Consider the following 20,257-nt stretch of genomic DNA (forward strand, 5'->3'; position numbering starts at 1 on the left):
TCTACTGAATCACAAGGGGGACGAGCATGGGTAAGCGCGGTGTTGTCACCGACTACAGCGGCGAGGAACTTTACCGAGACGATCTAGTGGCGTATGCCGCTCGACAGGGGAACCGAGTTCGGATGGTTGACGCCATCGTGGACAAGGTGACGACGCGGCTTGTTGACGGGCGTCTTCGCGCGATGCTGCGCGTACAGCCGACCGGAGTTGAGTCCGGATTCACGAAGCGCCGGTCCCTCCGAAAGGAGTGGATTAGCGCCGAACACGTGCGGCTCATCATCCCGGCTGTTACGGGCGAGCGGCACTAAGAGCGACGACCAGGCAGAGGGCCGGGCGACCGAAACGGGTTGTCCGGCCCTCTGCTGTGTGGGGGGACGAATGATCTACGAAATATCTGCCGACTACGCGCCCCCTATCGGGGACGTGCGCGAACTGTCGGCCGGCGACGAGCTTCACCTTTACGACGGTTGGAAGTCTCGTCCGGACTGGCTGCGGTATCTCGCTGCGGCAGCACACGCCATGGGCCGGGGCTGCGTCATCCGCCAGGGGGCCGACCTTGGCTAACCCGAACAAGGCACGCGGTACGGCATGGGAGAGCGCCGTACGGGACTTCCTGAATCGGTTTCTCGGGCTGGTCAACGAGCGCGGCACGTTCGTGGACCCCTTCGACGGCATGAACATCCGCCGGGCTGCGCAAGAGGGCGCCACGGACGTGGGCGACGTGCACGCGGTCCCGTTCATTCTCGAATGTAAGGACGTGGCGAGCGCCGCTGTTCCGACGTGGCTGCGGCAAGCCGAAGTCGAAGCCCGGCACGCGGGCTTCCCGTACGGCGTGGTCGTGCACAAGACCCGCCGGGCCCCGGTCCACGCGGGCCGCGTCCACTTCACTGTCCGTACGTGGACCCGGGTCCGGCTCGCCCTCGGGCACACGAGCCGCACCATGGCCGAGCTGTACGGCGGCACGTTCACGGTGCGCGGGCTCGACACGGGCCGCTGGTACGTGTCCCTGCCCCTGTGGGACTTCGCGTCTCTGCTCGCGGACTACCGCGCTCGCTCGGGGGTGAGCCGTGCTGTTCGCTGATCTGCTCTCCCGCTTCGACGACGTCGCCGAGCACCAGGACGGCGGGTACGTCGCACGCTGCCCCGCCCACGACGACGGACGCCCGAGCCTCCGCCTATGGCGGGGCGAGGACCTGAAAGTACGGATCACCTGCCGTGCCGGCTGCGATACGGGCGACGTGATCGGCGCGGTACGGCTCGGCTGGTCCGACCTATTCGACGTGTCCGGCCCCGGAGCTACGGTGTCCGCCGCCCGGCCCGAGCTGGTACCCACGCGTCTGGTCGCTGGTCTCGGCGCGTACGTCGACCGGACGTCGGCAGCCCTCGGGGACTGGTCGTCCGAGTGGGCCGGGCGAACCCGGGACTATCTCGCGAAGCGCTTCGGCCTCGATGTCGAGACCGCGATAGATCTCGGCATCGGCGTGGACCCCGGGGACCAGGGTGACGTGTTCCCGTACTTGTCTCGGCAGTACCGGGCTCACCCCCGGCTCACTGTCCCGCTGCACGGGTGGGACGGAGTGGCCCGAGGACTACAGGGACGGGACCTCTCCGGCGACTGCCCCGCGCGGTGGCTCTCCCTGGTCAACCCGCGCGGTCACCGCTGGTCCCCGTACGGCGTGTTCCGCGGCGCGGGCGGATATGGCACGGTCCTGGTCTGCGAGGGTCCCGGAGACGCGCTCACGGCCGTTGCGTGCGGGTATGACGCCGTGGCCATCCGCGGTGCTTCCCTCGCCGGCTCGCCCGAGCTGGTGGCCGAGCTTGCCGAGGGGCTGCGAGGCTCGCTCGTCATCCTCGCCGGCGACGCTGACCGGGCGGGCTCGGGCTTCACCGCCCGGCTCGCTGCCGGTCTCGCCGAGCATGGAGTTACGGCGTACGCGCTCGAAATTCCGCGCCCCGGTTGGGACTTGACCGACTGGCGCGAGGATGGGCCCGAGCGGTTCGCCACCGAGCTACACCGTGCGGTCAAGGCAGCCAAGCCCGTACGCGGTTCCGCGGACGCCGAGGACGAAGCCCGCTCCGCCGAGCTTGCCGAGCGCACCGGAGCCGAGTCGGTCACCCGGGACCAGGGCGCCGAAGCCGCCGAGATCCTGGCCCGGCTCGTGGGGCAGCTCGGCGAGAGCGACGCCATGAACGCGCACGCCTTGATCGCGTGGTGCGGGGGCCGCATCCGGTACGCCGCGGGGCTCGGGTTCTACACGTGGGATGGCTCGGTGTGGGTCCGCAGTGACACCCGCGTCCGGCAGGAAATCCACCGCATGGGGGCCGCTCTCGTCCTCGCAGGACAGACACAGGCTGCTCGCGGGTTCACGATGACGAGCCGCATTGACTCACTCATGACGGAACTCAAGTCGGTTCCGTCTGTGCGGGTAGAGGCAGCCGATTTCGACAACCGCCCGGATTTGCTCGCTTTCAGGAACGGGGTCGTGGATCTCCGCACGGGTCGGCTCCGTCTGCACGACATGCGCGACATGCTCACGTACGGGCTCGACCTTGATTACCGGCCGGAAGCGGTGTGTCCGCGGTGGGAAACCTTCCTCGCCGAGATCTTCCCCGGTATGCCGGACATGCCCGCATATATTCAGCGTCTCGTGGGCTACGGCATTACCGGACACGTCACGGAACAGAGCTTCGCCGTGCTTTGGGGGAAGGGAGCCAACGGGAAGTCAGTGCTTGTCGACACCCTCACGGCCGTATTCCGCGCTATCAGCAAGACGACGCCGTTTGCGACGTTTGAAGCGAAGTCCAGCGGCGGCATTCCAAACGACATTGCGGCACTACGCGGTGCCCGGCTGGTCATGGCGTCCGAGGGTGAGAGCGGGGCGCCCATGTCCGAAGCGATCCTAAAGCGGGTAACCGGTAAGGACATGATCTCGGCCCGCTATCTGCGACGGGAGTTCTTCGAATTCAAGCCGTCGTTTCTCCTGATGCTCGCGACCAACCACAAGCCGAAGTTTAAGAGTCAGGACGAGGGGCTTTGGCGTCGCGTCAAGCTGTTGCCGTTCCTGCGGTACTTCGCTCCCCACGAGCGGGATACCGAGCTGGACGCGAAGCTACTGGAGGAAGCCGAGGGCATCGCCGCTTGGGCGGTCCGCGGGGCCGTCGACTGGTACCGGGGCGGGCTGCGAGACCCGCAGGTCATCACGGGTGCCTCACAGGAGTACCGGGAGACGAGCGACCAGCTAGCCGGCTTCTTCCCCGGTGTCCTGGAGCCCGCCGACGACGACCACGTGATGAACGGCAACGAAGCCTTTAACGCGTATCTCGAATGGTGCGAAGCCGAAAACCTACCCGCAAAGGAACGGTGGACCCGACGCGCCTTCTATGACGCCATGGAAGAACGCGGAATCTACCGCCGAAAGACCATGCGCGGTATCGCTCTCGTGGGTCTCCGGGAGGCCGACGCGAGCCCCGACGCAGCGGGGCCGGGAATCTTCGCCAACTGACGCACACCACATACGCGGGTCGTCCACCAATTCACGGTGGGCGGCCCGCTTTTCGTTTAGGGGGACCCATGCTGACTTTCCGCCACACCGTGGCCGGCGAGTCGGTCACCGTGAACGTGCCCGAGGACACCACCGATCTCAAGCTCTTTTGGGATTGGCTCAACCGGGCCCGGGAACGGGGACCGATCGCGCTGGACACCGAGACAACCGGACTCAACATCTACTCGGCCGGCTATCGGCTCCGTACCGTGCAATTCGGCGACGCACACGAAGCGTGGGTGCTGCTGTACGAACAGGGCGGATACCACGCACAGTATGCTCGGGAGGCAATCCCGCGGTGCCGCGAAGTACTCATCCACAACGCTGCCTTTGACTGGCTCGTCCTGGACGAGCACGCGGGCATACGGCTGGAAGATCTCGCGCCGCACACCACGGATACGCGCATCCTCGCCGCGCTTATAGACCCGCGGCAGCCATCCGAGGGCGGGGCAGGAACCGCGCTCAAGCCCCTTTCAGCGAAGTGGATTGACCCCGCGGCCCCGGACACGCAGGGCGGGCTTACGCGCGTCTTCAACAGCTTGGGGTTCACGAAAGAGACCGGGTGGGCCGGTATCCCGCTCACGCACCCCACGTACCTTCTGTACGCCGGTCTCGACGTCATCTTGACGGCTCGGCTCGCTCCGGTGCTCCGCCGAGAGCTGGACCGGCTCGGCGTCCGGCACCAGCTCGTCACGTACGAACACGAGATAGCCCGCATCTGCGCAGTGATGCAGCGCGCGGGGCTGCTCGTGGACCAGGACTACACGTCGACCCTCGCGGGCCGGCTCGCCGAGGAAGCCGAGCGCTACGCGACCGTGGCAGCTCGATACGGCGTGACGAAGGTGGGCAGCTCGGCGCAGGTGACCGAAGCCCTCTTGGGCATGGGTGAGCGGCTAACCGAGCGGACCAAGGGCGGGGCGCTCGCAACGGATAAGACTGTCCTACTCCCGCTTGCCGACCTTGATCGGGACTGGCAGCGCATCGGGGCTCGGCAGCCAAATGCCCTCGCAGACGCGGTGCTTCGGGCCAAGCGGGCCGGCAAGTGGGGCAAGACCTACGCCGAAGCATTCCTAGCGAACCTCAGCACCGCGGGACGTATCCACCCCACCGTGTCGCCCCTCGCGGCACGGACAGGCCGCATGTCCGTCACGGCCGGACTGCACCAACTCCCGTCCTCGGATCACATGATCCGCCGCGCGATCCTCGCCGAGCCCGGACACGTCATGGTGTCGACCGACTTTCAGGCCGTGGAAATGCGGGTCCTCGCAGCACTCGCCAACGTCCGCCGCATGAAAGAAGGGTTCATCAACGGTGGCGACGAGTTCGACATTCACACGTACACGGCAAAGCTGATCAAGGGCGAGAATGCAACCCCGCGGCACCGGAAGATTTTCAAGGGCGCTGGATTCGGAAAGGTGTACGGGGGTGGAGTCGCGACGATCGCGAAGCAGACCGGTGCCGAGGAAGCCGAGATTGCGCAAGCGGTAGCCGCTTACGACCGGGCTTTTCCGGAGATCAAGCGCGCGTCGTCGCGGTGGCAGCGACAGGCTTTCCAGAACCGTATGGTCTTCATTTCTGCGACCGGTCGCCGGCTCCCGTTGGACCGGGACCGCACTTACAGTGTCGTGAATTATGCCTGCCAGTCTGCGGCGCGTGATCTGCTCGGCCAAGCGCTACTCAACATCGAGGGTGCCGGGCTGCTCGAATACTGCCGCCTCCCTATCCATGACGAAGTCTTGGCGTCCGTGCCGCAGCGTGACGCCGAGGACATCGCGCGGGAGTTCCAGCGCTGCATGTCTATGGACCTGTACGACGTGCCCATCACGGCTGACCCCGAGATCGGCGGTCGCTCGTGGGGCTCGCTGTACGGCGCTGACTACTGATTCAGCGCCCTGACCTGCGAAAAGCGCCGTCACCGCGTCCGCGCGGACACGTGAGCAAGCGGGAGGGTTGCCCTCCGTTTGGTCACGAATCGAGCAATGACGACACGTCAGATAACGGTCACGTGCCCAATCCAGAACCTTTGTCCGTTTAAGCGAAGATAACGCACGAATCTATGGCGTTGTCCGCTCCGTGATGCCGACCTAATTTCGGTGCCACGCAGCGACAAGGCAATGCGCAAGCCCCGTCCTGCTCATCCGGGACGGGGCATTTTCATGCCCTTTTGCAAGGCGCATTGCATTCGAGCCGAGGGGCTTCTATGCCCTTTTCCGCTCCGTTCCGGGACCCCCTTGGTCCCCACAGGGACCAAAGCCCCCAAGACACGGAGCCACGGTCCATGACGCACCTCACCCATGCCCAAATCGCCGCCGCCAAGAACAACGACTTGGGCGCGATTACGGAAATCATTCGGGAAACTGAAACGCTTATATCGTCCCGCGCGCGTTACTATGCGGGCTCTGCCATGGAGCACGGGAACACCCTTGCCGAAGACCTCAGGCAGACCGGCCGCATAGCGGTCTGGCAGTGCATAGGGAAGTTCGAGGGAGACGCCCCCGCAGCTTTCATGGCCTACATTGACCGACACGTCAACGCGACCATGTTGGAAACGCTGCGAGCGGAAACCCGCCCCGGAGTCACCGCCCGCGCGGCCAAAGATTTTGAGTCCGCGCTTGTCCTCGCAGGCGGAGACCCGTACGAAGCCGAGCGCATCGCGGCGAGCGACGCCATGGGCGACCGCAGGATGACCCCCGAGCACGCCTATGCGGCCCGGCTCTCGTGGCTCGGCCTGGACTACATTGACCGGCCCGTCCCGTGCGAGGACGGAGAAACGTTCACCCTCGCCGAGAAGATCGAGCGCGAGACCGGGACCCCCGCCGAGCTGATCACCCCCGCGGACATCGCGTCGCACCGCCGGACCGTCATCCATGACCAGGTACACCGCACGCTCGGTCTGCTCTCCGAGCGGCAGCGCCACGTACTCAAGGCCGACCACGGTATTGCCCCGGTCGGGTACTACGGCGACGGGCCGGACGCCGACCTGGCGGACGACATGGGCGTGACCACAGAACAGGTCAGGCAAGCCCGGAAGAAGGGCAAGGCTCGTTTCTCCGAGCTGTACCGAGCTGGTGCACGCGCATGGTGACGCTCCAGACCCGCGACGGCGGCACGGTCACGGTGACTCGACACGGCGCCCTGGTGGACATGCACCTTCGGAATGCGGCCGGCCGCACGGTCGCCACCGTTGTCAGACCTGTGTGTGAGGCTGCACGACTGCTGCCCGAGCTGCGTGGGCACAGCGGGGCGTAAACCGGCAAGACGGTCCCTTTTTTCGGTTCGACCCTCAACTACCCCCACCCGATGGCTGGATTGAGACAGGGTCATGCCCGGAAAGCAGACCGGACGGTTTGATAGTGCCTCTGACCTGCATGTCTCTGTCAAGAAACCTCTTGCGCGGTTCGCTGGAGTGGCCTAATCTCGACGTCGCAGCCGAAGAGCTGTCCGATCTAGTGGGGTGGGTATGGTTTCCGAAAGGGTCAAGATCACGACGAATCGGACTCCGTCTACGGGCGGGGTGTCGGTCGACCTGCGCGTTGACGTGTTCCAAAAGGGACCCGGCGGTCTGTTTTGGGAGTGGGTTCCCGCGCACGATGTGCCTGCGCGGCGCATCGCCGTCGCCACTGACGGGGAGCTCGCCGCGGCGCTCGCCCTGCATGGGCCCCGGGTGGCCGGGCTCCTGGAAGAGTGCGAAGAGCTGATGTGGCGCATCTCCGCGCACCACCTGCCCACGGGCGACGTGGTGGCTCAGTGGTACTGGCAGCGCTCCGAAGAGACCGGCCGGTGGATTCCGAACAGCGAGCCGTGGGTTGTCCTTGATGACCGTGCACGGATCGCAGCACTCCACCGTGCGCGACGACTGGCCGACCGGCGTGACCAGGGCGCGGCATGAGCGCGCCCACCCGTACGTTCGTTGACGGCGTGGAGTCCAAGCCGGACGCGTACGAGCTTGCGGCCGGCATGGCGAAGATTCTCGTCCGAGCCGGCCTTACCCTCCGGTATGGCGTCAGTGTGCACCGCATCCCCATCTCCCGTGGTGACACGGGGTGGGGCGTGTGGCTGACGGACCGCACGCCCGATCAGGCCCCGCCCGCAGGTGTGCCCTTCCTTGCCCTGCCTTCTCAGTTCACTACAGCCGCATGACAAAGCCCCGCTCTACTCCCAACTTGGGTGTAGGGCGGGGCTGTTGTGCGTTCAGGCGCCGAGCTGGTCGCCCTTGATGCCCTCGATGAACGCAGCGAATGCGGGGGCGGACACGGCGAGGGCGGAGCCGGCGGGAGTCTTCGAGTCGCGGACGGGAACGACACCGAGCGTAGGGACCAGGTTGCCGGCGACTTCCACGCAGTTGCCGTCGTTGTTGCTGTGGGAGGACTTGAACCACTGCGGGTCGTTCACGGGTACGCCTTTCGTGCCTCACGGATCATGGCTACCGACGCCGCATGCGGTAGGGCTTCGGCTTGCAACTGATGGTAGGTCGTGAGCAACCTCAGCACCGACTCGCGGTCGCGTTCCATGTGACCTCGGATCTGTGACTCTGCATACGCGACCACGGTCATATCGGGCAGCGTTAGCAGGTTGAGCGGCAAGTCAAACGCGCGATGCTCTCCGATGCCGTAAGGGGCCACCTGGATAACCGAGTTGGGCTGTTCTGCGATCATCAGAAGGTGGTCAAGCTGCTCGGCCATGACCTTGGGCCCGCCAACCTGCCGACGGATGCAGCTCTCGTCTAGGACTATGAGCATCATCGGAGGGACAGGGCGAACTAGGGCAGCTTGCCGCTCTGCAAGGAAGCGGACTCGGCGGTCTGCCCGTTCTACCGAGATCGAGCCCCGACGTACGTTGCTCTCCGCTAGGCACTGGGCGTACCCGGTCGTCTGTAGAAGGCCCGGGATGATGCCGATCTCGTATAGCCGGATCTCGACTGCTTGCCCTTCGTTGGCAACGTACTCCGGGAACCCCTCCAGGAGTGGACCCGGCCGGGTCTTCTGCCACTCGCGCTCTAGAGAATCGGCAGTCCCCTTCGTGCCGAAGATCTCGTCCATCTGAACCGAGAACGGAAGGGAGGGCGGCTTGCGAGTAGTTTCAACTGCCGAAATATGCTGGCTGGAATATGCCGATCGGCTGGCCAACTCATCCTGCGTCCATCCTCGTTGGCTGCGCAACCTGCGTAAGAGCACTCCGTACGCGGCGCGCGGGCTGGAGGTGGCGTCTAGCTCCTTCTGGTTGGTCACAACTCTTCCTTCCGATTCGGCCAGTTGAAGGGATGCTGACTGTAGGCCACGCTAACGGCTCCTGGTAGTGGAAGCGCTACGGAGAGGAACGGTCGTGCCCGAACACAACGCTCGCCCGAGCCCAAGCACGGAGCCGGCGCCGGTCCCCGACCTCGGTACGTTCATGGCGGCTGACACCGCCGAGGGAGCATCCCGGCTCGGACGGGTGACCGCGTGGGACGGTGCCGTGGTCCACCTGTCGCCCCCGGGTGGGGGTACGAAGTGGACGGCGACCCCCGCCGAGCTGCGTCGCCCGAACGAGGAAGAGTGCGCGCGTATCCGCGTCCTCACAAACCCCGTTCCGGCGGTGTAGCCGTGAACGGCGCGAGACAAACATCCCCGGACCCGGTCCCGGTCGTGCTCTCCGTAGACGGAGGGTTCGCCCCCCGCGCCGAGCCGGCCGAGGACTGCACCGCATGCGCGCTGCTCGCACAGTGGTCCCACCACTACATCGCGGAAGGCGACGGCTCCCGCGCCACGGACTACGTGGTGGAGATCCGGAACCACCCGCACTCGCCGCCGAAACTCACCCTCCCGGAGCACGCCCCGCCGCAGCACCGAGCGGAGCCGAAACCGTGACCACGGCGGTAGTCGCATCCCCGGTCTACCGCATGAACAAGCACCCCAGTGCCGAAGTGACGATGACGGCTCGCTGTCTCGACGGAGAGTGCACGTGGGAAGCACAGCCGACGACCGAGCCGGCGAGCGCCACCGTGACGTGTGAGTCGCACACCGCTGACACCGGGCACGACGTGTTCACGGTAGCCCTGGAATACGTGGCGCTGGTGACCCGCACAGGGGGCACCGAGTGAAGCTCGTGGCCGTGGCGGCCGTGGTCACCGGCTCCGCTCTGGTGCTCGCCCTCGCTCTGGTCGCGACGCGATGACCGGGCGCCAACGTGCTCGGAAGTGCACGCAGTTCGGAGCTGCGTTCCTGGTCGGCTTCCTTCTTATCGTGCTCCGCTGATACTCCGCTCTCCCCTCCCGTGGTCCCGACCGGGCGGGGAGAGCGGGCCCAACCCGAAAGCGAACTCATGCGTACCGAGCGATTGTCTCCGACGGCCTTACGGAGCGGACACCGCGTTCTCGCGGGCAACGGGACTGTGCGTGTTGTGGACAAGGTGCAGACGCGCCACGGCTTCCACCACATGTGGGTCCTGGTGGACTGGGTGGGACCCCTGCGGGCCCGGTCCATGTTCCACGCGGACGCGTCGGTTCATGTGTGGCGAGGTCCTGCCCCGGCCGTAAGCATCATGCTCCCCGACGGCATCCGCGTGTTGGTGCCGTGAGCCGCCGGTCCTTCACTGATATCTCCGCTTCGCTCCGAACCGTATGGAGAGCCGCCGACGGGAAGATAGAGCGGATTCGGTGCCCCGTACCTGGCTGTCTTCGGGACGTGCCGGTGACACGCGGCAGGTTGGATGACCACACAAGCCAACTCGACGGCGGGATGTGCTCCGTGTCCCGCACAAGAGTTGAGGACCGCGTGCCCGCACGTGCACGCCCCGATTAGCCCCTGACTCCCCGCCGCCAACGCGGTGGGGCGTGCAGTCCTGCGAGCCAAGAACCGTCCGAACCGGATCGGACGGTGGAAGCTCCCCCGCGCGGAGTCACCCCATAGGGCGCCCTCGGGTCTCTACAGCGGTGCCGCCGGCTCCCTCCAAGCCCGGCGGTGGGGGACTGCACACCGGGTCCCGTCTACGTCCCTCCCTCGGATGTGGACGGGACCCCACAGACTCCGTTCCCTCGGCCCGGCCCCTATCTGCGGGATGGTCCCGAGCCGAGGGAGCGGGCAAGACCCTGTCCGTTGCGCGGACAGGTTCCATGCACACCACAACCAACAGGAGTGAGAGCATGACCGCTGTATCGTCCGATCTCCGCACCGGCCGTTCGCTGGTCGACGCGGACCTGTTCGACAGCATCGCCGAGTTCACCGTGATGCACTTCGGCTACACCCTGGAGAAGGCGGAGCGCGCGACCGACCAGGCGTTGGCGTTCCTCGCCACGGTCGGCACGGCCACGGTGAAGATGGTTCCGTCCGACGACGTAGACGGCGCCCTGCACGCGTTCATCCTTCACACCGCCGACTACCGGCAGTTCTGCGACACGCACGCGGGCCGCTTCCTGGAGCACAACCCGCGTCCGGGTGGCGGCGGCCGGGTCCTGGAGGAGGTCCGGGACACCGCGCACGCCATGAAGGCGAAGGGCTTCATGGTCCTGGATGACCTGTGGACCGTGAACGGCGCGTCCGCCGCGCAGTGCGACTCCGACTGCGGACGCGACTACCGGGCCGTGTAGTCACCCCGGTTCGGCTGTGAAAGATGCGCGGAGCCGGCTGCCGTCTGGTTGTCGGCTCCGCGTCACTGGGAGAGTCGAGAAATGACGACGAGCACAGCGCCCAAGGAGCTCCCGCGGGGAGTCCTGGAAGTCATCACACCCACAAGCAAACGGCCCGTGGCCAACCGCAGAGGATCGACGGTTTGGCGCGTCGAAACATCGGGTGGACCGTACGCAGTGAAGATCGGATACCCGAGCCGCACGCACGCTCATACCGCCCTTGCTCCGAGCCGGGAAGCACACATCCTGCGTGCTCTCGGGGCCGGACCCATCCATGACGGCGAATGGGCCGAGGGCACGTGGAGCGTGCAGCCGTGGCACTCGGGCCCGAGCCTGTACGACAAGTGGGCACCGCACCGCGCACCCGGCAACAAAGCCGTTCCGAGTCGACTCGATGCCCTCGCCAGTGCTACGGCCCTCGCCAACCTGCACCGGTCCGGATGGGTCCATGGCGACGTGCAGCCGGCGCACCTGATCATGGGCAGCGCCGGGGCCACCTTGATTGATCTCGGCCTCGCCCGAGGTGGGCACGTTCCGGCTCGGTGGGACTTCCCCTACAAGGGCTGTCTCGTCCACTACGAAGCGCCCGAGATTGCTCGGAGCGTCCTTGCGTGCGGTACCGCCGAGCCCACCCGCGAATCCGACGTGTACGCGTTGGGCGCCTCCCTGCTGATCAGTGCCACCGGGTGGCGTCACGTTGCCTACGCCGACGATGCATCGCGGGAGGAACAGCGGCAGGCGATCGTAGACAAGCCGCATCGTCCGGTCGTGATCGCTGGGGAACTCGGCAGGCTCACGGAGGCCATGTTGAGCTACCACCCGTCAGACCGGCCGACGGCCGATGAGATCTGCGCGGCGCTGATGCTCGCCATGTAGAGCCACGCGACGCGCACTACATACCGCCCCGTCCGTGCGTTACCCCCGTGGCGCATGGGCGGGGCTCCTGATTTCGCGGGCTTACGCGTTTGCCTGGTCGTCGTCCTCGTTGCCCGAGCCGGCGGGACCGACCACGAACGTCCCGAGCCCCCATTCGGTCCGGACAAGTTCACGTTCCCGGAGTTCCCCGACTGCTCGGCGCGCGGTCATCCGGGCCACGCCGAACCGCTCGGCTAGCTCACGGTCGCTCGGGATCTTGTCCCCCGGCTTGTACTTGCCCGCCTGAATCTCCGCCGTGAGCGCGTTGAGAACCGTCATGTACGGCGCGTGCGGCGCGTGCGGATTCCTCGGCTGGTCAGACATGAGGCGAAGCGTAGACAACCGACGAGATTCGGGCGACTTAGACCAGTGGACCTCTTAGAGGAGGTAGACCAGTTAGACCAGTTGCTCTACCGTCTTACGGAGCACCAAACGAAAGCGCCCCGGAAGACCGCTTAGGACCGGTCCGCCGGGGCTTGCCGAAACAGCTAATGGGAGCTGAAACGACATGCGCGAGCTTATCGCCTACACATCCATCGGACTGGGGCTGCTGCTCACCCTCTGGTGCGCCCTCGGGCTCACCGCTCGCCGGCCCGGACGTCACAGCGCCGCCTACCAGGCACCCAAGAGCATGCCGACGCTCACCGGGCCCCACATGAGCCCGTGGCCCACCCCCACCCCCCCACCACGTCCAGGCCCGACTCCTCCCGCTCGACGGCGAAGAGACCAAGCTCGTCCGCCCCTACGCACCCGCCGAGGACACATTGGAGCTGTACGCGATCCGCGAGCGGCGCACGGCCGTCGTCCTCGCCACCCTCGGCATCGACTACGCGTACACATACGCAGGGGACCAGTTCGACGCCCTCATGCACGCCGCTTCGGCGGTGACCGCATGACCCGCGAATGGCTCTCAGCCCCGTCCACCCCCGCGCCGTCCGGCGCCGTGTGCTGCCGCTGCAAGCGCTGGACGTACGCCCCGATGGAAGTCGGGTACATCGAGCGCGCGAGCGGAGCCGGGGTGACCCTGTACGCCTGCCCCGCGCACGCCGCAGCCATGGCCCCCCGCCCGATGCCCGGAGAACTTGACCGGGGCGCGTAGCCCCTCGCAGACAGCAAAACGCCCCGTTCGGCCAAGTGCCGGGCGGGGCTTCTGTGTTGTATGTGGGGGTTTGCGCTAACCTACAGAAGCAGTACTCACGAGCACCCGGATTCCAGGGCGGGGTCTGCCACTGGATCTCGGTGAGGCCGAGGGCCGTCGCCTCCGACCGCACCGCCGCCATCAGCAGCGCCCCGAGACCGTGCCCGCGGGCCGCCTCCGTGAGGTACAGGCAGTCCATGTGGAGGTACTCGGCCGCGTCCCAGGTGGAGAGTTCGGGGGCGCAGGTCGCGTAGCCGGCGAGGGTCGTGTCGGGGAGTTCGGCGACCAGGCAGCGCAGCCGGGGGGCCTCGCTCGCGAAGACGAGGCGGTGGAGGCGGGCGGCCAGGCCGGGGGCGGGAGGCGCCGCCTTCTCGTACGCGGCGTGCTCGGCGGCCAGTTCGGCGACCCGCTCCAGGTCCTCAGGGCGGGCGGGGCGGACGCGGGCCGCACGGGCCTCCTGGGCGGGTTCGGTGTTCATGCCGTCATCATGCACGGCCCCGCCGTCCCGCCCGCGCGCAGCCATCTCCGGTACGGGGCCGCGCCCAGGGCGGCCTCCCGGTAGGCGGCGGCCAGCTCGGCGTACGGGCGGTCGAGCGGGACGCCCGGGGCGGCGTACAGCAGCAGGCGGACGGCCAGCGGGTCGCCGCGCAGGGGGCGGACGGCCATGTCCTCGCGCGGCCCCGAGGTGGGCTGGCAGGGGGCGACGGCCTCGCCGAGGGCGATGAGCGAGGCGGCGGTGTGGTAGTCGGCGTGCAGCAGGGGCGGGTCGAGGCCCGCCGCGCGCAGCACCCGGTGCAGGCCGTCCCATTCGCCGTCGACGGCCGGGTCGACCGCCCACCGGTCGCCGGCGAGGTCGGCGAGCTCCACCACCTCCCGGGCGGCCGCCGGATGGTCGTGGGCCATGGAGATGAACTGGGGCTCCCGTTCGACCAGGACGCGCCCCTTGAGGCCGGGCGGGACCCGCAGCGGGCAGCCCTCGACCTCGTGGACGAAGGCCAGGTCCAGCCGGCCGGCCGCGACCGTGCGCAGCAGGGCGTGGGCCGAGACGTCGACGCGCAGGGCGATGTCGTTGTCCGGCAGGCAGGTGCGGAGCCGGCGCAGCCAGCCGGGCAGGGCGCGGCTGGCGGTGGAGCCGACCCGGAGCGCGGGGCCGCCCGTGCGGGCCGCGGCGGCCCGGGTCTCGGTGATCAGCGCGGTCATGCCGTCGACGAGGGGGCGGGCCCGGCCGAGGACCGTGCGGCCCAGCGGGGTGGGGTGGCAGCCGGTGCGGGTGCGGGAGAAGAGCTCGGCGCCCAGGGCGTTCTCGATGCGGCGCAGCTGGGTGGTCAACGAGGGTTGGCTGACGCCCAGTTGGCGCGCGGCCTTGTGCAGACTCCCGGTGTCCGCGATGGCGCAGAGCGCCCGCAGGTGCCTGACCTCCAGCTCCATGGAGCCGAGGTTAGGGCGGGACCCGCGCGGGCACCAGACGGCGTATCTACCATCAACCACCCTCAATGGGAAGGGAGTTGGCAGATCGGTGATGTCTTCGTGTTATCGGGTGCTGACATCATCCCCACCCGCCCCGGCTCCCCCGACACTCTCCTCAACCCCACAGGAGGAGCCCCCCATGCGACACCCGAAGATCCTCACGTCCCTGCTGACCGCCGCTCTCGGTGCCGGCCTCACCCTCTCCCTCGGCGCCGCTCCCGCCACGGCGGTCGCGTCGCCCGCTCCGTACGCCGGCTACGCCGGGTCGAGCGCGGAGGCCAAGGCCAACCAGGCGTTCTTCGACGCCGTCATGAAGTCCGTGGCGAAGAAGCGGGCCGCCGCGCCTGGCGCCGCCGCCGTCACCGTGGTCTACAGCGCCGCCAACGCACCCAGCTTCCGCACCCAGATATCCCGTTCCGCGCAGATCTGGAACGGCTCCGTCGTCAACGTCCGGCTGGTGGAGGGGTCCAACCCCGACTTCACCTACTACGAGGGCAACGACTCGCGGGGCTCGTACGCGAGCACCGACGGGCACGGCAACGGCTACATCTTCCTCGACTACCGGCAGAACCAGCAGTACAACTCCACCCGCGTCACCGCCCACGAGACCGGGCACGTCCTCGGCCTCCCCGATCACTACAGCGGCCCGTGCAGCGAGCTGATGTCCGGCGGCGGGCCCGGCACGTCCTGCCAGAACGCCTACCCGAACGCCCAGGAGCGGTCCCGCGTCGACCAGCTGTGGCGCTACGGGCTCGCCTCGGCGTTCAAGACCCCCTGACGGACCGGGGCGAGGACGGGTGCCGAGGGCGGGCCTGGGCGCGGGTTCTTCGGTAGCGTGACCGCATGCCCGAAGAGCGGAGCACCACCCTGTACGAGGCCGTGGGCGGCGCCGAGGCGCTGCGCAGGCTCTCCGGCACCTTCTACGAGGCGGTCCTCGCGGACCCGCTCCTCGCGCCCGTCTTCGTCCGCTTCACCCCCGCCCACGTCGAGCACGTCGCCGTCTGGCTGGCCGAGGTGTTCTCGGGCCCCGAGGACTTCACGGCCCGCCACGGCGGTCATCACGCGCTGCTCACCGCCCACCTCGGCCTCGCCATCACCGAGGAGCAGCGGCTGCGCTGGATGGAGCTGATGACGGCGGCCGTGGCGAAGGAGCTCCCGGACGACGCGCTGCTGCGCCGCCGGGTCGTGGAGTACTTCGACTGGGGGACCCGTATCGCCAAGGACGTCTCCGCCTCGGCGCCGGGTACGGATCTGGGCGAGCCCGGACCGACCCCGCGCTGGGGCTGGGACGGTCTCGCCTGAGGGCGTGGCCGGAGGCGTGGCGGGGGCGGCTCGGTCAGACCGCCGTCCGGAGCAGTCTCCGGCCGAACTCGGTGCCGGGCGGCAGCTGCCTCCCGACCCGGGCGAGGGCCTCCTCGAAGTCGGTGCCGGCGATGCCGGATTCGAAGGCCGCGCCCCCGTAGTGCAGCGTGAGGCTCAGGTCGGCCCGCTCACCCAGCGTCAGCAGGCAGCTGAGCGTGGCCTGTTGGGTCGCGCCGTCCGCGACCACGGGGAGCGGGAGGTCCCACTCCAGTACGCATCCGCCGAGGGGCTGCCCGCCCTCGTCCGCGGCACGCAGCGCGGCGAAGCTCGCGCCCGTGTACTCGATTCCCCTGATCCGGGTGGCCACATGGCTCCCGTCGGCCGCGATCACGATCGCTTCCGCTCCGAGGCGGTCCCGGTACCAACCGGTCCAGACTTCTGTCGACTCCGATGACATGCGGCGGACTGTAGCGGTATGACCGGCTCCGGCGCGCGGCCGGTCACCCCGGGGCCGGACTTCTCCCGGTCTCGCCGTTCTCGCCGTTCTTGCCGGTCAGATGCGTGCTCGCGGCTTCCGCTCCGACCACCGGCCGCTCCTCCGGCACCTCGCCCCCCGGAGGCTCGTACCGCTCGCACCGGGGGTTCCGGCACGGCTCGACCTCCCACTCCGGCACCCAGGCCCCGAGGACCTTGTGCCGTTGCGCGTGCACATGGAGGGGCTCCCCGCAGGCCGGGCAGGAGCGCTCGGCCCGGGGGTCCCGTGTGGTGTGCGGCACCGTCCCGGCCATGGTTCCAGCCTAGGACGCCCCGCCCGTCACCGCTTCCTGGTGTACGTCCGCACGACGACCCCGTTGCCGAAGCTCCGCACGTCTTCGAGCGCGAAGTCACGGATGCCGAAGCCTGCGCCGAACATCGGCATTCCGGAGCCGTAGACCTGCGGGTACGACTTGATGACGAGCTCGTCGATCTCGTCGGCCAGCTGTCCGGCGACCTGGGCGCCGCCGCAGAGCCAGATGCCCAGCGGGCCGTCCTCGGCCTTGAGCTCGCGGACCCTGGCGACGAGGTCGCCGGCGACCAGCTCGACGTTCGGGTCCGGGGACTCGGCGAGCGAGCGGGTCGCGACGATCTCGCGCAGGTGGGCGTACGGGCTGACGACGCCGGCGTCCAGGGCGAGGCGGTACGAGCCGAGCCCCTGGATGACCGTGTCGAAGCGCTTGTTGGGCACGCCCGCGAGGCCGAAGCTCTCGCGGAACGCGGTGGGGATCGTCTCCGGGTACTCGGAGTTCATGAAAGCGGCGTACTCCTCGTCGATGAACTGGAACATGGACGAGGCGTCGCCGTGGGGGTCGCCGATGAAGCCGTCGAGGGTGCAGGCGACGTAGTACGAGAGCTTGCGCAAGCCGGGATCTCTTTCGTCAGGGAGCGTGACCGTGCTGACCACTGCGCCCATAGTGCTCTATCCGTAGTGGTTACGCAAGGCCCTTCTGCCACGCCCTTTCGCGCCCTCGTCGCCTCGCCTCTCCGCCCACCCCCCTTCCCGCGCCCCCTCGCGCCTCTCCCGTCAGCGGTTCCTGCGCGTCACGAACTCCGCGAGCGCCAGCAGGTCCCCCGCCGCCGCCAGGTCCGGCACCGCGCGGGAGAGCTGCTCCACCGCGCGGGCCATCCGCTCGGCCGCCTGGGCCTGCGCCCAGTCCCGGGCCCCGGCCCGCTCGATCGCGTCCGCCGCCGCCCGCACGGCCGCGGCGTCGAGGACCGGTCGCGCGTACAGCTCGGCCAGCTCCTCGCCCGCCGGGGTGCCGGAGACGAGCGCCGCCACGACCGGCAGCGACTTCTTGCGGGCCACGAGGTCGGCTCCGGCCGGCTTGCCGGTGCGCCCCGGGTCGCCCCAGATGCCGATGAGGTCGTCGATCAGCTGGAACGCGAGCCCGGCCTCCCGGCCGAACGCGTCCATCGCCGCGACCTCCTCCTCCCCCGCCCCCGCGTACAGCGCGCCCACCGCGCAGGCGCAGCCGAGCAGGGCGCCGGTCTTGGCGGTGGCCATCGCCACCACCTCGTCCAGGCCGACCTCCCGCGGCCCCCGCCGCTCGAAGGCGCAGTCCGCCTGCTGCCCCGCGCAGAGCTCGATGACGCAGGCGGCCAGCCGGGCCGCGGCGGCGGTCGAGGCCGGGTGGGGGTCCTCGGCCAGCAGCCGCAGCGCGAGCGCGGACATCGCGTCGCCCGCCATCAGCGCGTCGGGAATGCCGAACACCGTCCAGGCGGTGGCCCGGTGGCGGCGGGTCGGGTCCTCGTCGACGATGTCGTCGTGGAGGAGGGTGAAGTTGTGCGCCAGCTCCACCGCGGCGGCGGCCTTCACCGCGGGCGCCGGGTCCGCGCCGAAGGCGCGGGTGGCCGCGAGCACGAGGGCCGGGCGGATCGCCTTGCCCCCCGCCCCCTCGGCGGGCGTGCCGTCGGCGTGCTCCCAACCGAAGTGGTACATCGCGATCCGCCGTATCGACTCGGGCAAGGACTCGACGGTGCTGCGCAGTTGGGGGTCGACGACGCTTCGCGTCCGGTCCAGGAGCAGCACGGCCCCCTGCCCCCCGGTCGCGGCGTCGGCGCTGATCGTGGTCATGGTCTTCGCAGTCGCTTTCTTCGCGGTTCGTTCGGTTCGGACGGAGGAGCGGAGGAGTCGGGGCGGCGGCTCAGTGCCGCCGGCTGATCTCCACGTTCTCCAGGACGCCCAGGGCGTCGGGGACCAGGACCGCGGCCGAGTAGTAGGCGGTGACGAGGTAGGAGACGATCGCCTGCTCGTCGATCCCCATGAAGCGGGTCGAGAGGCCGGGCTCGATCTCGTCCGGGAGGCCGGCCTGGTGCAGTCCGATCACACCCTGGTCGGACTCCCCCGTACGCATGCAGATGATCGAGGTCGTCCGGGCGGAGGAGACCGGGATCTTGTCGCACGGGAAGATCGGCACCCCGCGCCAGGTCTGGATCCGGCTGCCGTCGACGTCGACGGTCTCGGGCGCCAGGCCCCGCCGGTTGAGCTCGCGCCCGAAGGCGGCGATGGCGTGCGGGTGTGCGAGGAAGAGCTTGGAGCCGCGGCGGCGGGAGAGCAGCTCGTCCAGGTCGTCCGGGCCGGGCACGCCGTCGTGGGGCTGGATCCGCTGCCCGTAGTCGCAGTTGGCGAGGAGGCCGAACTCCCGGTGGTTGACCAGCTCGTGCTCCTGGCGCTCGCGCAGCGCCTCGACCGTGAGCCGCAGCTGGTGCTCGGTCTGGTCCATCGGGTGGTTGTAGAGGTCGGCCACGCGGGAGTGGACCTTCAGGACGGTCTGGGCGACGCTCAGCTCGTACTCGCGCGGGGAGGCCTCGTAGTCCACGTACGTGTGCGGGACGACGGCCTCGCCGACATGGCCGGCGGAGAGGTTGATCGCGGCCTCGCCGTAGGCGTTGGTGCGCTGCTGGGGCAGGGCGGTGACCCCCGCGAGCTGCGCGGCCAGGGAGGCGGCCCGCCCGGCGAGGGCGAGCACGTCGGCGCGGGTGAGTTCCAGGACCGTGCAGGCGGTGGCCGCCCGGGCGGTCCACTCCCAGGTGGCGTCCTCGTCGACGAGGGCGTCCTCGCCGAAGTAGGCGCCGTCGGCGAGGACGCCGAGGACGGCCTCGTCCCCGTACGGCCCCGCGCCGATCTGCTCGACCTTGCCGTGGGCGAGGAGGAGGACCCGGTCGGTGCTCTCGCCGCGGGTGGCGATGACCTCGCCCGCGGCGAACTCGCGCTGGTGGCAGCGGCCGGCCAGCTCGGCGAGGGCGTCCTCGTCCCCGTATCCGCGGAGGGCGGGGAGTTCGCCGAGCTCGGCCGGGATGACGGCGACCCGTCCCCCGGTCTGCACGAAGGTGACGCGGCCGTCCCCCACCGTGTAGCTCAGCCTGCGGTTCACCCGGTAGGTCCCGCCCTGGACCTGCACCCAGGGCAGCGCGCGCAGCAGCCACCGGGAGGAGATCTCCTGCATCTGCGGGGCCGACTTGGTGGTGGACGCGAGGTTCCGCGCGGCGGCCGTGCCGAGACTCTGCTGCGGTGCCGCCTGGTCCGTGCGGACCTCGTCGCCAACCGAACCAACGGACATGGAACTCCCTCTCGTATGACAGATCTGCGAGAGGAAGCCTTTCAGCACGGAGAGTGCGTGCGCCATTACACAAAAGAGTGGGAGTTGACAGCGTTCCGCTGGGCATGGCGCGCGATTTCCACTCGAACAGCGCACGCCGGTGCGCGCCCATACGCGCCCCTTCACCCCAGGTTGTCCGGATCGGCTCGCACAC

At 68.8% G+C, this 20,257-nt stretch carries 21 protein-coding genes and 1 pseudogene; 12 read left to right on the forward strand and 10 right to left on the reverse strand.

Annotation, left to right across the window (positions count from 1 at the left end; all coding sequences use genetic code 11):
- The first annotated feature begins 556 nt into the window (after nucleotides 1-556).
- The 5 genes from ABD981_RS13700 to ABD981_RS13720 all read left to right on the forward strand — a co-directional run bounded on the left by ABD981_RS13700 (nucleotide 557) and on the right by ABD981_RS13720 (nucleotide 7,431).
- Nucleotides 557-1,081 carry a hypothetical protein gene (locus ABD981_RS13700; protein ID WP_205628148.1) on the forward strand — a complete coding sequence of 175 codons (525 nt, stop codon included), beginning with the start codon at nucleotides 557-559 and terminating at the stop codon, nucleotides 1,079-1,081.
- A complete protein-coding gene (locus ABD981_RS13705) occupies nucleotides 1,068-3,503 on the forward strand; it encodes a phage/plasmid primase, P4 family (protein WP_046907304.1) in 2,436 nt (811 codons plus the stop codon). The genes ABD981_RS13700 and ABD981_RS13705 overlap by 14 nt, the downstream gene beginning before the upstream one ends.
- 68 nt (nucleotides 3,504-3,571) lie before the next feature.
- Nucleotides 3,572-5,425: a DNA polymerase gene (locus tag ABD981_RS13710; RefSeq protein WP_046907305.1), complete on the forward strand. Its 1,854-nt coding sequence runs from the start codon at nucleotides 3,572-3,574 to the stop codon at nucleotides 5,423-5,425.
- A 395-nt stretch (nucleotides 5,426-5,820) separates the two neighbouring features.
- The gene (locus ABD981_RS13715; RefSeq protein ID WP_046907306.1) at nucleotides 5,821-6,627 is read left to right on the forward strand and encodes a sigma-70 family RNA polymerase sigma factor; all 807 of its coding nucleotides are present in this window, start codon (nucleotides 5,821-5,823) and stop codon (nucleotides 6,625-6,627) included.
- Nucleotides 6,628-7,056: 429 nt separating this feature from the next.
- Nucleotides 7,057-7,431: a hypothetical protein gene (locus ABD981_RS13720; RefSeq protein ID WP_123954398.1), complete on the forward strand. Its 375-nt coding sequence runs from the start codon at nucleotides 7,057-7,059 to the stop codon at nucleotides 7,429-7,431.
- 302 nt (nucleotides 7,432-7,733) lie between these two features.
- Here the strand turns inward: ABD981_RS13720 and ABD981_RS13725 are convergent, their stop codons facing one another.
- Together ABD981_RS13725 and ABD981_RS13730 are read right to left on the reverse strand one after the other, a co-directional pair.
- A complete protein-coding gene (locus ABD981_RS13725) occupies nucleotides 7,734-7,934 on the reverse strand; it encodes a DUF397 domain-containing protein (protein WP_046907308.1) in 201 nt (66 codons plus the stop codon).
- Entirely contained in the window at nucleotides 7,931-8,770 is an 840-nt protein-coding gene (locus ABD981_RS13730; protein WP_046907309.1) for a helix-turn-helix domain-containing protein, read from the reverse strand. The genes ABD981_RS13725 and ABD981_RS13730 overlap by 4 nt, the downstream gene beginning before the upstream one ends.
- Nucleotides 8,771-9,166: 396 nt before the next feature.
- On the opposite strand from ABD981_RS13730, the gene ABD981_RS13735 reads away from it, so the two are divergent.
- From ABD981_RS13735 to ABD981_RS13750, 4 genes are all read left to right on the forward strand, one after another.
- Complete coding sequence (locus ABD981_RS13735; RefSeq protein WP_046907310.1) at nucleotides 9,167-9,388, forward strand: hypothetical protein; 222 nt, start codon at nucleotides 9,167-9,169, stop codon at nucleotides 9,386-9,388.
- Between the two features lie 32 nt (nucleotides 9,389-9,420).
- On the forward strand, nucleotides 9,421-9,621 hold the full coding sequence (locus ABD981_RS13740) for a hypothetical protein (RefSeq protein WP_131723856.1): 201 nt from the start codon (nucleotides 9,421-9,423) through the stop codon (nucleotides 9,619-9,621).
- A gap of 1,041 nt (nucleotides 9,622-10,662) precedes the next feature.
- Entirely contained in the window at nucleotides 10,663-11,106 is a 444-nt protein-coding gene (locus tag ABD981_RS13745) for a glycine-rich domain-containing protein (RefSeq protein ID WP_046907312.1), read from the forward strand.
- A 216-nt stretch (nucleotides 11,107-11,322) separates the two neighbouring features.
- Nucleotides 11,323-12,021: a protein kinase domain-containing protein gene (locus ABD981_RS13750; protein WP_338058636.1), complete on the forward strand. Its 699-nt coding sequence runs from the start codon at nucleotides 11,323-11,325 to the stop codon at nucleotides 12,019-12,021.
- A gap of 81 nt (nucleotides 12,022-12,102) precedes the next feature.
- Here the strand turns inward: ABD981_RS13750 and ABD981_RS13755 are convergent, their stop codons facing one another.
- On the reverse strand, nucleotides 12,103-12,384 hold the full coding sequence (locus ABD981_RS13755) for a GntR family transcriptional regulator (protein ID WP_345529315.1): 282 nt from the start codon (nucleotides 12,382-12,384) through the stop codon (nucleotides 12,103-12,105).
- Between the two features lie 440 nt (nucleotides 12,385-12,824).
- Here ABD981_RS13755 and ABD981_RS13760 point away from each other — a divergent pair, with 440 nt between their 5' ends.
- On the forward strand, nucleotides 12,825-12,956 hold the full coding sequence (locus tag ABD981_RS13760; RefSeq protein ID WP_345530477.1) for a hypothetical protein: 132 nt from the start codon (nucleotides 12,825-12,827) through the stop codon (nucleotides 12,954-12,956).
- A 354-nt stretch (nucleotides 12,957-13,310) separates the two neighbouring features.
- On the opposite strand, the pseudogene ABD981_RS13765 reads toward ABD981_RS13760, so the two are convergent.
- Nucleotides 13,311-13,721, reverse strand: a pseudogene (locus ABD981_RS13765) (GNAT family N-acetyltransferase); the annotation flags it as partial.
- Entirely contained in the window at nucleotides 13,673-14,626 is a 954-nt protein-coding gene (locus ABD981_RS13770; RefSeq protein WP_046907317.1) for a LysR family transcriptional regulator, read from the reverse strand. The pseudogene ABD981_RS13765 and the gene ABD981_RS13770, both read right to left, overlap by 49 nt.
- Nucleotides 14,627-14,804: 178 nt before the next feature.
- Here ABD981_RS13770 and snpA point away from each other — a divergent pair, with 178 nt between their 5' ends.
- The gene (snpA, locus tag ABD981_RS13775) at nucleotides 14,805-15,443 is read left to right on the forward strand and encodes a snapalysin (protein WP_046907318.1); all 639 of its coding nucleotides are present in this window, start codon (nucleotides 14,805-14,807) and stop codon (nucleotides 15,441-15,443) included.
- 65 nt (nucleotides 15,444-15,508) lie between these two features.
- The gene (locus ABD981_RS13780) at nucleotides 15,509-15,967 is read left to right on the forward strand and encodes a group II truncated hemoglobin (protein WP_046907319.1); all 459 of its coding nucleotides are present in this window, start codon (nucleotides 15,509-15,511) and stop codon (nucleotides 15,965-15,967) included.
- 34 nt (nucleotides 15,968-16,001) lie between these two features.
- On the opposite strand, the gene ABD981_RS13785 is transcribed toward ABD981_RS13780, so the two are convergent.
- The 5 genes from ABD981_RS13785 to ABD981_RS13805 all read right to left on the reverse strand — a co-directional run bounded on the left by ABD981_RS13785 (nucleotide 16,002) and on the right by ABD981_RS13805 (nucleotide 20,064).
- Complete coding sequence (locus ABD981_RS13785; protein WP_046907320.1) at nucleotides 16,002-16,424, reverse strand: DUF6304 family protein; 423 nt, start codon at nucleotides 16,422-16,424, stop codon at nucleotides 16,002-16,004.
- 43 nt (nucleotides 16,425-16,467) lie between these two features.
- Nucleotides 16,468-16,755, reverse strand: coding sequence for a hypothetical protein (locus tag ABD981_RS13790; protein WP_046907321.1), 288 nt, complete (start codon nucleotides 16,753-16,755; stop codon nucleotides 16,468-16,470).
- Between the two features lie 26 nt (nucleotides 16,756-16,781).
- Nucleotides 16,782-17,366, reverse strand: coding sequence for a dihydrofolate reductase family protein (locus ABD981_RS13795; protein ID WP_046907322.1), 585 nt, complete (start codon nucleotides 17,364-17,366; stop codon nucleotides 16,782-16,784).
- 162 nt (nucleotides 17,367-17,528) lie between these two features.
- Nucleotides 17,529-18,578 (reverse strand): family 2 encapsulin nanocompartment cargo protein polyprenyl transferase, encoded by a 1,050-nt coding sequence (locus ABD981_RS13800; protein ID WP_046907323.1) that lies wholly within the window; start codon nucleotides 18,576-18,578, stop codon nucleotides 17,529-17,531.
- A gap of 70 nt (nucleotides 18,579-18,648) precedes the next feature.
- Nucleotides 18,649-20,064, reverse strand: coding sequence for a family 2B encapsulin nanocompartment shell protein (locus tag ABD981_RS13805; protein WP_046907324.1), 1,416 nt, complete (start codon nucleotides 20,062-20,064; stop codon nucleotides 18,649-18,651).
- Nucleotides 20,065-20,257: the final 193 nt, after the last annotated feature.

The sequence above is a fragment of the Streptomyces showdoensis genome, from assembly GCF_039535475.1.
Classification (GTDB): domain Bacteria; phylum Actinomycetota; class Actinomycetes; order Streptomycetales; family Streptomycetaceae; genus Streptomyces; species Streptomyces showdoensis.